The organism is Sphingobium aromaticiconvertens (genome assembly GCF_037154075.1).
GTDB classification, from domain to species: Bacteria; Pseudomonadota; Alphaproteobacteria; order Sphingomonadales; family Sphingomonadaceae; genus Sphingobium; species Sphingobium aromaticiconvertens.
Window position 1 is genome coordinate 4682245 of record NZ_JBANRJ010000001.1, and the last position, 13380, is coordinate 4695624.

Here is a 13380-nt window from a genome sequence, read left to right on the forward strand (position 1 = left end):
CGGCTACGCCACGTTACCGTTCAGCGCGGCGGAAGCACCATGATGGTCGAGGTACCATGCGCCAGCAACCGTCCATCCGCTCCCGTCAGCGTCGCCTCGGTCGTGATGATCTGCCGCCCCGGCGACAGCACCCGTCCCGCACAGCGCACCGGACCACTGTCGGCCATGATGGCGCGGGTAAAATTCGCCTTGGTCTCCACCGTCGTATAGCCGACTCCCACAGGCAGCAGGGTGAAGGCCGCACATCCACAGGCCGAATCGATCAGCGTCAACGCCCAACCGCCATGAACGGTGCCCAAAGGATTGAGCAAATCAGCCGAAGGCGTCCCCTCAAACACCGCAACACCCTCGCCAACCTCGATCAACGTGAAATCCAGCGTGCGGCCCATCGGCGGGATCGGCAACCGTCCCGCCAGCATGCCTTGCATCGCCTCCATACCGGTCAGGCTTGCTGTCGCCGACTGATCCAGCACCCCGAACGCCGAATCCGGCAGTCCCTTCAGACTCAAATCGAGCCTCCGAACGTGTCGCATTGCGCCGGATCGCCGGTCGACAGCCCCTTGCGGAGCCACTGCATCCGCTGTTCGCTGCTGCCGTGGGTGAAGCTTTCGGGAACCGGGCGACGCCCGGCCGATTTCTGCAACGTATCGTCGCCGATTGCCTCAGCCGCGCGCATGCCTTCTTCCAGGTCGCCCGGTTCCATCAGATTGGTGTCGCGCGCGGCCCAGACCCCGGCATAGCAGTCCGCCTGCAACTCCATCTTCACTTGCAGGGCATTGCCTTGAGCCTCCGACGCGCGCTGCTGCGCGGCCCGGATCTTGTTCGCCTCGCCCGTGATAGTCTGGATATGGTGCCCTACTTCATGCGCGATGATGTAGCCGATCGGGAAATCGCCCGGTGCATTGAAGCGCGACTCCATTTCCCTGAAGAAATCGGTGTCGAGATAGATGCGCTTGTCCGCCGGGCAGTAAAATGGTCCCATCGCCGATTGCGCCGCGCCGCAGCCCGACTGCCCCGCCTGACTGTAAAAAACCAGTGTCGGCGCGGGATACACCTCTCCATGCGCCTTGAAGATGTCGGCCCAGCGTCGCTCGGTGGATCCCAACACCTTGAGGGAGGTACGCTGAATGTCGGTCAGTTCCTGCGTGCCCGGCTGGCGCGTTTCGACCTGCGGGCTATTCCCACTGCCGCCACCCAGCATGCTGAGCGGGTTCCCACCCATCACCACCATGATGATCAGCACCACGGCGATTCCGCCACAACCAAAGCGACTGCCGATCAGCGGCAGCAACATGCCAAGGCCGCCGCCCAGACCGCCACCTCCACCAAGACCACCGCCGCCGCGACCGTCCTGCACCTCGAAGTTGGAGCTTTCCTGTTCGTCGTCCAGCCGCATGTCGCCCTCCTGTGTCTTTTGTTCCATAGCCCCCGCTTGCGAAGGCGACAATCGGCATCGTCCTGTTTGCAGTCTGACAGCGGGCGACATAATGTTGGAATGGTTCCGGCAAACACTATATTGCACTGCGACATGGCTGATAGTGACACCGAAGAACCCCCGCGCCGCCGCTCCGCGACGCCCTTGCCCCTGCCCCGTCAGGTTGCGCTTCTGCTTCAAGGCGGCGGCGCACTAGGATCATTCCAGGCGGGCGTTTTCGAACGGCTGGACGAACTGTCCATCGACATCCACTGGGTGGCAGGCATCTCGATCGGCGCGGTCAACGCGGCCATCATCGCGGGCAATCCACCGCACAAACGACTGGGCCGCCTCAAGAAATTCTGGCGCACCGTCTCCGGCGGGATGCCCAACATGATCCTGCCGGACATCGACCATATCCGCGAAGCCGCGCATCTGATGGCGGCGGGCGCGGTCGCGACCTTCGGCGTGCCGGGCATGTTTCGCCCGCGCTTGTGGCCCGCGCCACTGATGCCCGAAGGGTCGGCCGGCGCGATCAGCTTCTACGACAGCGCCCCGCTCAAGGACATGCTGGACGCCTGCGTCGACTGGGATCTGCTGAACGATGGCCCGGTCCGCCTGTCGGTCGGTGCCGTCGATGTGGAAACCGGCAATTTCGCCTATTGGGACACCCGCGGTCCGGGCGGCAATACGCGCATCGACGCGCGGCATATCATGGCGTCCGGCGCGCTGCCGCCGGGCCTGCCGCCGATCGAGATTGACGGGCGCTGGTACTGGGATGGCGGCATCGTTTCCAATACGCCGCTTGCCCATGTGCTCGATCATCAGTCCGATGACATGCTGATATTCCAGGTTGATCTGTTCCCGGCCGAGGGGCCGATGCCCCGGCAGATGACCGACGTCTATTCGCGCACCAAGGACATCCAATATTCCAGCCGCACGCGCCAGGTGACGGACCAGTATCTGCGTCTGCGCCGCGAGCATAAAACGATCGAAGCCCTGCTCAAGAAACTGCCATCCGACATGCAGGACGATCCCGACGTGCGCCAGTTGCGCGACTATGTCGATGTCGGCGCGGTCAACATCGTCCATCTCATCTACCGCAGCCGTGCGTGGGAAAGCGGCGCGCGCGACTTTGAATTTTCGCGCTCGACCATGCTCGACCACTGGGCGCAGGGCCGCGATGCGGTGGAGGAAGTGATGCACAAGGGCGACCTGATCGCCCGCAACATATTGGACGGAAAGAGCGCCACCTTCGACCTCGATTCGCCCGATCATCTCAAGGAGAAGACGGCATGAGTGGTTCCCTCGCTGGTAAGACTGCCCTTATCACCGGATCGACCTCCGGCATCGGTCTTGCCTATGCCAAGGCGTTGGCAGGCGAAGGCGCGAACATCGTCATCAATGGCTTTGGCGATGCAGCGGCGATCGAGAAAGAACGACTCGCCCTTGAGGAGATCAGCGACGCGAAGGCGCTCTACAGCGGCCACGACCTGACCAAGGTGGATCAGATCGAAGCGATGATGAGCCAGGCCGCCGAAACCTTCAGCGGTGTCGACATCCTCATCAACAATGCGGGTATGCAGCATGTCGCCCCGGTCGAAGAGTTTCCGATCGACAAATGGGATCTCATCATCGCGCTCAACCTCAATGCGGCTTTCCACACCACCCGCCTTGCCCTGCCCTATATGAAGCAGAAGAAATGGGGCCGCATCATCCAGACGGCCTCGGCCCACTCGCTGGTCGCCTCCCCCTTCAAGTCCGCCTATGTGACCGCCAAGCACGGCCTCGCGGGCTTTACCAAAACCGTTGCCTTGGAAGTCGCAACCGACGGCATCACCGCCAACTGCATTTCGCCCGGCTATGTCTGGACGCCATTGGTCGAAAACCAGATTCCCGACACGATGAAGGCGCGCAACATGACGCGCGAGCAGGTGATGAACGACGTGCTGCTGGCCGGGCAGCCGACCAAGCAGTTCGTAACGGTCGAACAGATCGCGGCAACCATGATGTTTCTGGTCAGCGATGCGGCTGCGAATTTCACCGGCGCGAACCTCTCCGTCGATGGCGGCTGGACCGCGCAGTAACGCGCTGGCAACAGCCCTCTGGAATGGCCCGAAAATCTCCCTATGCTGACATCAGCTAGGGAGATTTTTTTGATATGCGTCGCATGATGACGGCCTTGATGGCTGCAACCGCCTTTTCGTCCACGGCACTGGCCAAGCCGCAGGCGACGCCCCCCGTCACACCCGTCGAAGCTGCTGCAACGCCCACCGGTCCCGCCAGCATGATCGCACCAAAGATTGCGCAGGACATGGAGGGGCTGATGACCCTCTATCGCGACCTCCACGCCCATCCCGAATTATCGGAGCAGGAGGTCCAGACCGCCGCAAAACTGGCGAAGCGCTTGAAAGCCATGAAGTTCGACGTAACCGAGAAGGTCGGTGGCACCGGCGTCGTCGCGGTGATGGAAAATGGCAGCGGCCCGGTCGTGCTGATCCGCGCCGACATGGACGGCCTGCCCGTGGTCGAACAGACGGGTCTGGAGTTTGCATCCAAGGTGAAAGCCAAAACGCCCGAGGGCGTCGAAACGGGCGTGATGCACGCCTGCGGCCATGACACCCATATGACCGCCTTCATCGAGACGGCCAAGCTGCTGTCATCCATGAAGAAGGAGTGGAAAGGCACACTGGTCCTGATCCTCCAGCCCGCCGAAGAGGTGGGCCGGGGCGCACGACTGATGCTGGAGGATGGGCTATATACCCGCTTCCCCCGCCCGACCCATGCGCTCGCCTTCCACGACGCGGCCAATCTGGAGGCCGGGAAGATCGGCTATACGCCGGGCTATACGCTGGCCAATGTCGATAGCGTCGACATCGTGGTGAAGGGCATGGGCGGGCACGGCGCCTATCCGCAGACGACGAAAGACCCGATCGTCATCGCCTCGCGCATCGTCGGCACGCTCCAGACGCTCGTCAGCAGGGAGCAGGACCCGCAGGACCCCGCCGTGGTGACGGTCGGCAGCTTTCTGGCCGGGGCCAAGCACAATATCATCCCAGACGAAGCAAAACTGTTGCTCACCGTCCGCAGCTATTCCGACGACACGCGCGCAAAGCTCATCAAGGGGATTGAGCGGGTCGCGCGGGGTGAAGCGATGGCCGCTGGCGTGCCCGACGACCGGATGCCGGTCGTGACCGTGAAGGACGAATTCACCCCCTCCACCTATAACCCGCCCGCCTTTGCCGAGCAGATGGCGACCGTCCTCAGAGGGCACTTCCCCGCCGACCGTGTCGTTCTGGCTCAGCCTGCCATGGGTGGCGAGGATTTCGGTCGCTTTTATCGCGCGGACAAGTCGATAAACAGCTTCATCTTCTGGGTCGGTGGCGTTCCCGCCGACGCCATGGCGAAGGCCGCCGCCGGGCAGACCTCCCTCCCTTCGCTCCACAGCCCCTTCTGGGCACCCGATGCGGAGAAGGTGATCTCGACCGCCAGCGAAGCCATGACCTTGCTGGCACTCGACATCATGAAGCGGCATTAGTCGCATATCCGACTCGCCCTGCCCCAGTATCAGTTGCCTGAACGGCCCGTCGATTCTAGCCCCCGACGATTCAGGATTTCAGGGCAGGACAAGCAACATGGTTCGTACATTCGCAATGGCGCTGGCTGCATTGGCAGCGATCGGCTTCACCTCGACCGCGCAGGCCGAGGGCATCGGAGTCGAAGGCGGCTACAGCCGCGCCGATGGGCATTGGGGCACGGAACTGGGCGCAGGCTATGCGCTGGGCGTAGGCGGTTTCAAGCTGACGCCCAGCGGCGGCGTCTTCCTGCGCGATGGCGGCACACGCCTCTATGGACGGGTCGAGGCGACCTATACGATCCCCCTCTCGCTGACCCTGGGCGCTGGCGTGCGCGTCAGCGGCGACAATCTGCGCCCCTATGGCACGGTCGCTATGCCCCTGATCCCGATGCTGAAGCTCAAAGGCAATGTCGGACCCAAATATTATGGGGTTGGCCTGACCTTCGGTTACTAAGCGGGACGATGGCCCTTGCGCCATTTGGTGAACAAATGCCGCGCCAGCATCGCGGGCGGCATCCGCAACCAATGGGAGCGGACGAAGAAAGCGAAGCGGAGCAGCTTGTGCGTTTCCCGCCCCCAACCGTCACGCGCCAGCAGGCGGACAATAAAAAGCCTGTCACACTGTTTAAGCCGATAGTCCACGGTAATAGGCGAACTATAGGCTTTCACCGGCGTCCCATAAAGATGATATGCCAGCCGCAGAGCGCGCCAAACCGGCACTAAAAGACCGTGATACGCAGCCTCTTCAAACAGGCTGATATAGAAATCCTCTTGCGCCGCGCCGAACTCGCAGCACAGGCTGTGAATATCCCACAGGTTGCGAAGCCCCCCGGCTAGATCGCCATCCGCCAGCATGTGCGCGGCGGCGTGGCAGACCATGTGTTCAGGCGACAGAATCAACAGCCCATCCGGCAGCGGCACAGCATCCGTGATCAGCGCCGCCGCATCAGGCGTCTGCCGCGCGGTCAACGGCAGGATCGTGTGATGCACATCGATCATCCGGTCGCGAGTCTTGTGGATCATCGGCGGCAGTTCATGCATCCACTGGCGATAATAGGCGTCGTCATAAGGATCAGGCTTCACCCATTCCCATCCCGCCGCGAACAAAGCCGCCTCGACCGCATCCAGACTCTCGCGCGGCACCAATATGTCGAGGTCGCCGATGAAGCGCCCCTGCCCTGCCCGCAAATCCGCGGCCGCATAGGCCGTGCCCTTCAGCAGCACGACCGGCACGTCCAGATCCTTGAGCGCGGCGCGGGCGCGATCCGCCTCCCACAAGGCCTGCTTCGCCTCCCGCGCCGCCTCGTCCAGCGCATCCGTGACGATGGGCTGTACCGCGTCCGGTAAGGCGCGATCGGCCATCCGCACCGCCAGCGTGCCGATCAGCCGCTCGCCCCGCGCTGCCGCGATCAGGCTATTCCACTGCGCCGCGTCCAGCCCCTCGACCGACGTCGGATCGCGCAGCGCGCACACGAGCAACCGCGCACTCATGCCAGTTCTTCCCAAAGCTGCTCCACCAGCGCGATGGCGGCCTCTCCGCAAGGAAAGTCGATCGCCCGCGCCGGTACGTCGCCCACAAAACGCGTGAGCGCATCAAACCCCCGCTCCCCCAGCGCGACATAGTTGGTCGACGCCTGCGTCAACCGCATGAACGCCTCCCCCTGCCCAACGGGCCGCACCGCACGGTCATGGCCAAAACGCGGGAACAGCAGCAGCGCGGGCGCGCCGCCTTCGCCCATCCGGGCAACGGCATCCGCGCGCGGAACAAGATGCCGAATATCCCCCTTCGCCGTGCCCTGCATCATCGGTCCCATGCGCGGCGCATCAACCTCCGCCTCCATCACCGCAATCGCGCTGTTCTTGAGCGAGACGAGGCGTGGGAAAGGAAAAATCTGGCCCGTCTCCATATCCAGCAGCGCAAATTCGTCGCCCATCAACCGCCAGCCCCGTTCGCCCAGCATCGCCGCCAGCGTAGACTTGCCCGACCCCGATTCGCCGGTCATCACCAGCACGCGCCCGTCCTTCTCCACACTCGACGCGTGGAGCAGCAGATGCCGCCGCCAACCGAGTGCCATTTGCAGGTTCATCCCCATTTCCGCCGCCAGCAACCCATGCGCCAGACTCATCGGCGCGGCGTCCGCCAGACCATGATCGCCGGTGATGAAGATGGACGAGCGAACCCAGCGACGCAGGAACGCGGCCGGTTCCAGCCGCACCGTGAAATCCGCAACCCGCCCCGACGCGTCGGGATAGGCCGCATAAAGGCGCGCAAGCTGGGCGATCGGCTGGGACCAGGCCGAACCGATCCGAAAAGTCGCGGGGCCGATATTCAGGGTAAGGCTATGGGTCACAAGCGTCGCACCAGCCCCAACTGCGCCATCTCCTCCAGATGGCGTGCGATCGCTGCCTGCGCCGCATCAGGCGCACCCAGATCAAAGGATATAGCCAACCGTCCATGTACGGACTCGGCATCCCCCGCCCCGTCTGCGCGCAGCGCGGCAAGGATTTCCGGCACGGGGCTGACAACCATGTGCGTCTGGCCCGAAGGACGATGATAAAGCAGCGTGATGTCGTCCAGCACCCGCTCGACAACCGCCTCTTCCGGTTCGGCAAGATAGCGATTCGATGCTGTCATGCGCTGGCTTCACCCCCTGTTGCCACACCCCCGTAATGCAAAGAGGTTAAGGCAGAGCCAAGCGTTGACGGCAAGCTTCGTAAAAAAAGGGGTCGTCAGCGCGGCATTTGCAGCGAGGCATAGCAGGTAAAGCCGCTGGTCCCCGACTGAAGGCGACGGATATAGTTGAGATAGGCCTGATTTTGCTCGTAACCCGTACCTGGCAACCGCCCACCGCGCAGCGCCTGCTTGACCTGTTCACCCGTAAAGGCACGACCTCCGCCGGGGAAAGCACCTTGCGTGCCGGGCGGCACGACCCTGCCATCGGGCGCGACATAGGCGCTGCCGCGACCGGGATCGGGCACGGGGATCGAGCAGTTGAGGACGGACGCAGCCGTGCTGGCCAGTGCCGGACGGATCGACACGATCGCCGACGCCGCAACCGCACCACCCATCAACAATTGGCGACGCGACGTGACAACATTATCGGGGATGATGCCGTCGACCGTTTCCGGTACTTCTTGTTCGGGCCTGTCTTCACTCATCTGACTATGATCCGACAACCTGCTTGCCAAAGCGTAAAGCACGCCCTCATCTATGCCCGCTTGTTGCAGCAAAGCGGCGAATAATCCAGCGCGGTAACCATGAATCGACTGACGACTGCCCAAATCACCTGGTCGCTTGGCCTGCTTTTGCTGTGCACGGGAACCGCACTGCTGACGGGCGCGGCGATTCACGCCATCGCCCTGCCCGTTCTGGCGGGGCTGGGCATATTGACCATCGCGGCCTTCGGCAATGCAGGCCCGAACGAACCGGCAATGACCGCGCAGGAGCCATCGGACCTGCTCGACGATCCCGCTTTCGCCAGCATGTTGGAGGGGATTGGCGATCCCCTGATGGTCATCGAGCGCGGCCGGATCGTGCGCGCCAATCAGGGAGCCTTGCGCCTGCTGGGCGCTCATATCGTGGGGGAAGATGCCCGCATCGCCATCCGCCACCCTGCCGCCGCCGAACGGCTGGCGAGCAATGCACCGATGGCCGAACCCTATGCGATCGAGCTGGTGGGCCTGGGCACGCGCGACCAGCGCTGGCGGATGCGGGTCGCGCCCTTGCCGTCCGCCGCGATTCAGGACGCCCGGCGCATGGTTCACCTCGTCAACCGCTCCAGCGCCTATGCGGCCGAGCGGATGCGCGTCGATTTCGTCGCCAATGCAAGCCACGAACTGCGCACCCCATTGGCAGGGATATTGGGCTTCATCGAGACATTGGCCGATCCGGAACTGGGCAAGGATGATGAAACCCGCAACCGCTTCCTGAAGATCATGGATGGCGAAGCGCGCCGGATGCAGCGGCTGGTGGACGACCTGATGTCCCTTTCCCGCATCGAGGCGGAGAAATATCGCGCACCCGACACCGCCGTCGACCTGTCGGAGCTTCTGGCCGAGGTGGTAGGCGTTTTCAGGTCCAGCCACGGCGATCGCGGGCGCGAAGTGGAGATGGAGATCGAGCCGGGCCTGCCCATCGTGCAGGGCGATCGCGCCCAATTGTCGCAGTTGCTGCACAACCTCATCGGCAATTCGGCCAAATATGGTCGCCCCGGCACACCCATCAGCGTGCGGCTGATCGGCGGGCCGACCGGCATGGCCCGACTGACGGTCGCGGACGAAGGCGAAGGGATTGGTCCCGATCATCTGCCCCGCCTTACCGAGCGATTCTATCGCGTCGATTCGGGCCGCAGCCGCGCAATGGGCGGCACGGGCCTTGGCCTTGCCATCGTCAAACATATCGTGGAACGGCATCGCGGACGGCTGGATATCGCCAGCACATTGGGCAAGGGAACGACGATCACCGTCCTCGTTCCGCTTGCCCAGGCGACAGAAGTGGATGCAAAACAGGACGTATAAAAACGTGCCGTCGGGAATCGTGTCATCAAACTGCAACCTCAATGTCACAAAGGCGCGGTGAAGCATGGTTAGGTCGCAAACCCAAGGGGGCAGCGACCAGCGAATCGCCGCCATGTCATTGATGGAGGTTTTCCGTGAAGCAGTTCGCCAGCCTGGCCGTATCGGCCCCCACCCTTCTTGCCGCCCTTCTTGCCCTTTCCGCCTGCGGTGATCAGGCTGGCGGCGGCGCAGCAGGCGGAACCCGTGACCAGATCCGCGCGGTCGGATCCTCCACCGTCTATCCCTTCGCCACAGCGGTCGCCGAACTGTTCGTTCAGGGCAATCCCGGCATGAAGTCGCCCATCATCGAATCCACCGGCACCGGCGGCGGCATGAAGCTGTTCTGTGCGGGCGTCGGCGCCCAGCATCCCGACATCGCCAACGCGTCGCGCCGGATGAAGAAGGCCGAGTTCGACCAGTGCCAGGCCAATGGCGTCAAGGACATCATCGAGGTGCAGATCGGCGTCGACGGCCTCGCTTTTGCCGAATCGAACAAGGGCCCCGGCCTCAAGCTGACGCCCTTGATCGTCTACAAGGCGCTGGCCGCCACTCCGTTTGGCAAGGGTCCGAACAAGACGCAGACCTGGAAGGATGTCGACCCCAGCCTGCCCGCCATCACCATCTCCGTCTTTGGCCCGCCGTCCACCAGCGGCACCCGCGATTCGCTCGCCGAACTGATTCTGACCAAGGGGTGCGAGAGTGATCCGGCGATGAAGGCGCTCAAGGAAAAGAATGAGGACGAGTTCAAGGCCACCTGCACCCGCGTGCGTGAAGACGGCAAATATGTGGACTCGGGCGAGAATGACAATCTGATCGTCCAGAAGCTGGGCGCCAATCCCAATGCAGTCGGCGTCTTCGGCTACAGCTTCCTTGAAGAGAATAAGGACAGCCTGAAGGATATTCCGATCAATGGGGTAGAGGCGACGTACGAAACCGTCTCGACCGGCCAATATCCGGGCGCGCGTCCGCTGTATCTCTATGTGAAGAAGGCGCATTTGGCCGCGATCCCCGGTCTTCAGAATTACATGAACGCCTTCAGCACCAACTGGAACCCCGACGGCATACTGACCAAGCGCGGCATGGTCGCCGCGCCGGAGGCTGCCCGCACGGCCAGCGCAGAGGTCGTCAAGACGCTCACGCCCCTCGACGGTTCGGCGCTGAAGTAAGCGACGGAGCATGACCGGACCCGCCATATTGCTGCTGCTTGCTGGCCTGGGCGCAATCGCCTGGGTTAGCGGTCGCGCCCGCGCCCTGCGCCTGAAAGCCAGCGTGCAGGCGCAGGGTACGCAGCGCGCGCCCCTGCACAGCCTGCCCGGCTATCATGGCTGGTATGTCGCGCTGTGGACGGTCGTCCCGGCCTTCCTGTTCCTGGCCGTCTGGGCCAATGTCACCCCTGCGCTGGTGACGGGGGCAGTGCTGGACAGCCCGGCTGCACAGAGCCTGCCCAGCGACGCTTTCTCGCGCGGGGCCATATTGGGTGAGGCGCGCGCCGTGGCCAGCGGTTCGCAGGCAGCCGTGTTCAACCCGTTGTCGCAGGCGCTGGTCGAACCCTATCGGGCCGCGACCAGCCGCTACGGGATAGCGGGCGCCATCCTCGCAGCCGTATTGGCCTTTGCGGGCGGCGCCTACGCTTTCACCCGTATCCGTCCCGATTTCCGGGCGCGCACGCGGGTCGAGCGGCTGGTCATGGCCGTGCTGCTGCTTGCTTCTCTGATCGCGATCATCACGACGCTGGGCATTGTCGCCTCGCTCCTGTGGGAATCGCTCCGCTTCTTCTCGATGGTCAATCCCATCGACTTCCTGTTCGGCACCAAATGGAGCCCGCAGTCCGCCGCGCTCGGCTACGGCAATGACGATGCGTTCGGCGCGGTGCCGCTCTTCTGGGGCACGATCTTCATCGGCGCGATCATCGCCATGATCGTCGCCATTCCGCTGGGCCTGATGAGCGCCATCTACCTTACCCAATATGCCCAGCCATCCGTCCGCAAATGGATGAAGCCGATCCTTGAGGTGCTCGCGGGCGTGCCCACGGTCGTCTATGGCTATTTCGCCGCGCTGACGATCGCGCCTGCCCTGCGCGACTTTGCGGTGTCGATCGGCATCCACAGCGCCAGTTCGGAAAGCGCGCTGGCCGCAGGTCTTGTCATGGGCGTGATGATCATTCCCTTCGTCTCCTCGATGGCCGATGACAGCATCGCCGCCGTGCCGCAGTCGATGCGCGACGGCAGTCTGGCGATGGGCGCGACCACCAGCGAGACGATCCGCAAGGTGTTGATCCCCGCCGCCCTTCCCGGTGTCGTCGGCGGCGTGTTGCTGGCCGTCAGCCGTGCGATCGGCGAGACGATGATCGTGGTGATGGCCGCGGGCCTTGCCGCCAACCTGACCGCCAATCCCTTTGCCAGCGTGACGACAGTGACGACCCAGATCGTCCAGTTGCTGACCGGCGATCAGGAGTTTGACAGCGCCAAGACGCTGGCCGCCTTTGCCCTTGGGCTGGTCCTCTTCATCGTCACCCTGCTGCTCAACATCGTGGCCCTGCGGGTCGTGAAAAAATATCGCGAGGCCTACGAATGACCGCGCCCCTCCCCTTCCCCAAAAGGCTCCCCACCGACTGGAAATCGGATGCGATGCAGAAACGCATCGCCCGCCGCTATGCATCGGAACGCCGGTTCAAGGCGTTCGGCATGGCTGCCGTGCTGGTCAGCGCCGCTTTCCTCGCCTTCCTGCTCTTCTCGATGATGGGCAACGGCCTGCGCGGCTTCACCCGGACAGAGATCGCGCTGAAGATCGACTTCCCGACGTCGCCGCTATTGCTGGACCCCGCCACGATCAGCGATCATGCGCTGGCCAACGCCAACCTGCCGATGGTGACAAGTCAGGCGGCCCAGAAACTGCTGGGCAAGGACGCCGACGCGCTCCTCTCACCCAATGCCTGGTTGTCGATCCGCGACGCGATCAAGGCCGACCCGACGATCCTCAGCCGGGTCGCCACGATCTCCGTACCCGCCTCGACCGGCCTCGACCTTGCCGCCAAGAGCACGGGATCGCCGGACAATGAAGCCGCCTATCAGCGGCTGAAGACAGAAGGCCTTGTCTCCACCGGCTTCAACAGCACCTTCCTGACGTCGAGCGACGGCACCGATCCAACCCAGGTCGGCATCTGGGGGGCGTTCAAGGGGTCGCTGCTGACCATGCTGGTGACGCTGATCCTCAGCTTCCCGGTCGGCGTCGCCACGGCGCTTTATCTTGAGGAATATGCGCGCAAGAATTGGCTGACCGACATTATCGAAGTGTCGATCAACAATCTCGCCGCCGTCCCCTCGATCATCTTCGGCCTGCTGGGCCTGTCGATCTTCCTCAACCTGCTGCACCTCCCTCGATCAGCGGCGCTGGTCGGCGGCCTGACGCTGGCGCTGATGACGATGCCGGTCATCGTCATCGCCGGGCGCAACGCGATCAAGGCGGTGCCGCCCAGCATCCGCGACGCCGCGCTTGGCGTGGGCGCTTCCCCGGTGCAGGTCGTGTTCCACCATGTCCTGCCGCTGGCCCTGCCCGGCATCCTGACCGGCACCATCATCGGCATGGCCCGCGCGCTGGGCGAAACAGCGCCGCTGCTGATGATCGGCATGCGCGCCTTCATCGCCACTCCACCCGGCGGCGTGACCGATCCGGCGACCGTGTTGCCGGTGCAAATCTACCTCTGGTCCGATGAAGTCTCCAAGGGCTTCGTCGAAAAGACCTCGGCCGCGATCATCGTTTTGCTGGTCTTCCTGCTCGCGATGAACGGCCTCGCCATCTATCTACGCAACAAGTTTGAAAAACGGTGGTAGAC

General features: G+C 63.6%; 14 protein-coding genes. 8 read left to right on the top strand and 6 right to left on the bottom strand.

The window, feature by feature from the left end:
• Positions 1-20 precede the first annotated feature (20 nt).
• Positions 21-509 carry a PaaI family thioesterase gene (locus WFR25_RS22710; RefSeq protein WP_336973921.1) on the bottom strand — a complete coding sequence of 163 codons (489 nt, stop codon included), beginning with the start codon at positions 507-509 and terminating at the stop codon, positions 21-23.
• A complete protein-coding gene (gene ypfJ / locus WFR25_RS22715) occupies positions 506-1396 on the bottom strand; it encodes a KPN_02809 family neutral zinc metallopeptidase (protein WP_336975007.1) in 891 nt (296 codons plus the stop codon). The genes WFR25_RS22710 and ypfJ overlap by 4 nt, the downstream gene beginning before the upstream one ends.
• A 132-nt stretch (positions 1397-1528) precedes the next feature.
• Between ypfJ and WFR25_RS22720 the strand changes: the two genes are divergently transcribed.
• The 4 genes from WFR25_RS22720 (at position 1529) to WFR25_RS22735 (ending at position 5445) form a co-directional block, all read left to right on the top strand.
• The gene (locus WFR25_RS22720; RefSeq protein ID WP_336973922.1) at positions 1529-2713 is read left to right on the top strand and encodes a patatin-like phospholipase family protein; all 1185 of its coding nucleotides are present in this window, start codon (positions 1529-1531) and stop codon (positions 2711-2713) included.
• Positions 2710-3501 carry a 3-hydroxybutyrate dehydrogenase gene (locus WFR25_RS22725; RefSeq protein WP_336973923.1) on the top strand — a complete coding sequence of 264 codons (792 nt, stop codon included), beginning with the start codon at positions 2710-2712 and terminating at the stop codon, positions 3499-3501. Before WFR25_RS22720 ends, WFR25_RS22725 begins: the two co-directional genes overlap by 4 nt.
• A 74-nt stretch (positions 3502-3575) precedes the next feature.
• Positions 3576-4952, top strand: a complete 1377-nt coding sequence (locus WFR25_RS22730; RefSeq protein WP_336973925.1) for an amidohydrolase — start codon at positions 3576-3578, stop codon at positions 4950-4952.
• 97 nt (positions 4953-5049) lie between these two features.
• Complete coding sequence (locus WFR25_RS22735) at positions 5050-5445, top strand: hypothetical protein (protein WP_336973926.1); 396 nt, start codon at positions 5050-5052, stop codon at positions 5443-5445.
• Here the strand turns inward: WFR25_RS22735 and WFR25_RS22740 are convergent.
• The 4 genes from WFR25_RS22740 to WFR25_RS22755 all read right to left on the bottom strand — a co-directional run bounded on the left by WFR25_RS22740 (position 5442) and on the right by WFR25_RS22755 (position 8150).
• Positions 5442-6482, bottom strand: a complete 1041-nt coding sequence (locus tag WFR25_RS22740) for a nucleotidyltransferase domain-containing protein (RefSeq protein WP_336973927.1) — start codon at positions 6480-6482, stop codon at positions 5442-5444. The genes WFR25_RS22735 and WFR25_RS22740 overlap by 4 nt on opposite strands.
• On the bottom strand, positions 6479-7342 hold the full coding sequence (locus WFR25_RS22745) for an HprK-related kinase A (protein ID WP_336973929.1): 864 nt from the start codon (positions 7340-7342) through the stop codon (positions 6479-6481). Before WFR25_RS22745 ends, WFR25_RS22740 begins: the two co-directional genes overlap by 4 nt.
• Positions 7339-7626, bottom strand: a complete 288-nt coding sequence (locus tag WFR25_RS22750) for an HPr-rel-A system PqqD family peptide chaperone (RefSeq protein ID WP_336973930.1) — start codon at positions 7624-7626, stop codon at positions 7339-7341. The genes WFR25_RS22745 and WFR25_RS22750 overlap by 4 nt, the downstream gene beginning before the upstream one ends.
• 95 nt (positions 7627-7721) lie before the next feature.
• Positions 7722-8150, bottom strand: a complete 429-nt coding sequence (locus WFR25_RS22755) for a hypothetical protein (RefSeq protein WP_336973931.1) — start codon at positions 8148-8150, stop codon at positions 7722-7724.
• A 99-nt stretch (positions 8151-8249) separates the two neighbouring features.
• Between WFR25_RS22755 and WFR25_RS22760 the strand changes: the two genes are divergently transcribed.
• The 4 genes from WFR25_RS22760 (at position 8250) to pstA (ending at position 13378) form a co-directional block, all read left to right on the top strand.
• Positions 8250-9509, top strand: a complete 1260-nt coding sequence (locus WFR25_RS22760) for an ATP-binding protein (RefSeq protein ID WP_336973934.1) — start codon at positions 8250-8252, stop codon at positions 9507-9509.
• Between the two features lie 134 nt (positions 9510-9643).
• Positions 9644-10714 carry a substrate-binding domain-containing protein gene (locus WFR25_RS22765; RefSeq protein WP_336973935.1) on the top strand — a complete coding sequence of 357 codons (1071 nt, stop codon included), beginning with the start codon at positions 9644-9646 and terminating at the stop codon, positions 10712-10714.
• 10 nt (positions 10715-10724) lie between these two features.
• The gene (pstC, locus tag WFR25_RS22770) at positions 10725-12122 is read left to right on the top strand and encodes a phosphate ABC transporter permease subunit PstC (protein ID WP_336973937.1); all 1398 of its coding nucleotides are present in this window, start codon (positions 10725-10727) and stop codon (positions 12120-12122) included.
• A complete protein-coding gene (pstA, locus tag WFR25_RS22775; protein WP_336973938.1) occupies positions 12119-13378 on the top strand; it encodes a phosphate ABC transporter permease PstA in 1260 nt (419 codons plus the stop codon). Before pstC ends, pstA begins: the two co-directional genes overlap by 4 nt.
• The last annotated feature ends 2 nt before the right edge of the window (positions 13379-13380 follow it).

Excerpts from the sequence above, each read along its gene's own strand:
- ypfJ (WP_336975007.1), bottom strand. The coding sequence starts at position 1,396 with ATGCGGCTGGACGACGAACAGGAAAGCTCCAACTTCGAGGTGCAGGAC.
- WFR25_RS22720 (WP_336973922.1), top strand. The coding sequence starts at position 1,529 with ATGGCTGATAGTGACACCGAAGAACCCCCGCGCCGCCGCTCCGCGACG.
- WFR25_RS22725 (WP_336973923.1), top strand. The coding sequence starts at position 2,710 with ATGAGTGGTTCCCTCGCTGGTAAGACTGCCCTTATCACCGGATCGACC.
- WFR25_RS22730 (WP_336973925.1), top strand. The coding sequence starts at position 3,576 with ATGCGTCGCATGATGACGGCCTTGATGGCTGCAACCGCCTTTTCGTCC.
- WFR25_RS22735 (WP_336973926.1), top strand. The coding sequence starts at position 5,050 with ATGGTTCGTACATTCGCAATGGCGCTGGCTGCATTGGCAGCGATCGGC.
- WFR25_RS22740 (WP_336973927.1), bottom strand. The coding sequence starts at position 6,482 with ATGAGTGCGCGGTTGCTCGTGTGCGCGCTGCGCGATCCGACGTCGGTC.
- WFR25_RS22750 (WP_336973930.1), bottom strand. The coding sequence starts at position 7,626 with ATGACAGCATCGAATCGCTATCTTGCCGAACCGGAAGAGGCGGTTGTC.
- WFR25_RS22755 (WP_336973931.1), bottom strand. The coding sequence starts at position 8,150 with ATGAGTGAAGACAGGCCCGAACAAGAAGTACCGGAAACGGTCGACGGC.
- WFR25_RS22760 (WP_336973934.1), top strand. The coding sequence starts at position 8,250 with ATGAATCGACTGACGACTGCCCAAATCACCTGGTCGCTTGGCCTGCTT.
- pstC (WP_336973937.1), top strand. The coding sequence starts at position 10,725 with ATGACCGGACCCGCCATATTGCTGCTGCTTGCTGGCCTGGGCGCAATC.
- pstA (WP_336973938.1), top strand. The coding sequence starts at position 12,119 with ATGACCGCGCCCCTCCCCTTCCCCAAAAGGCTCCCCACCGACTGGAAA.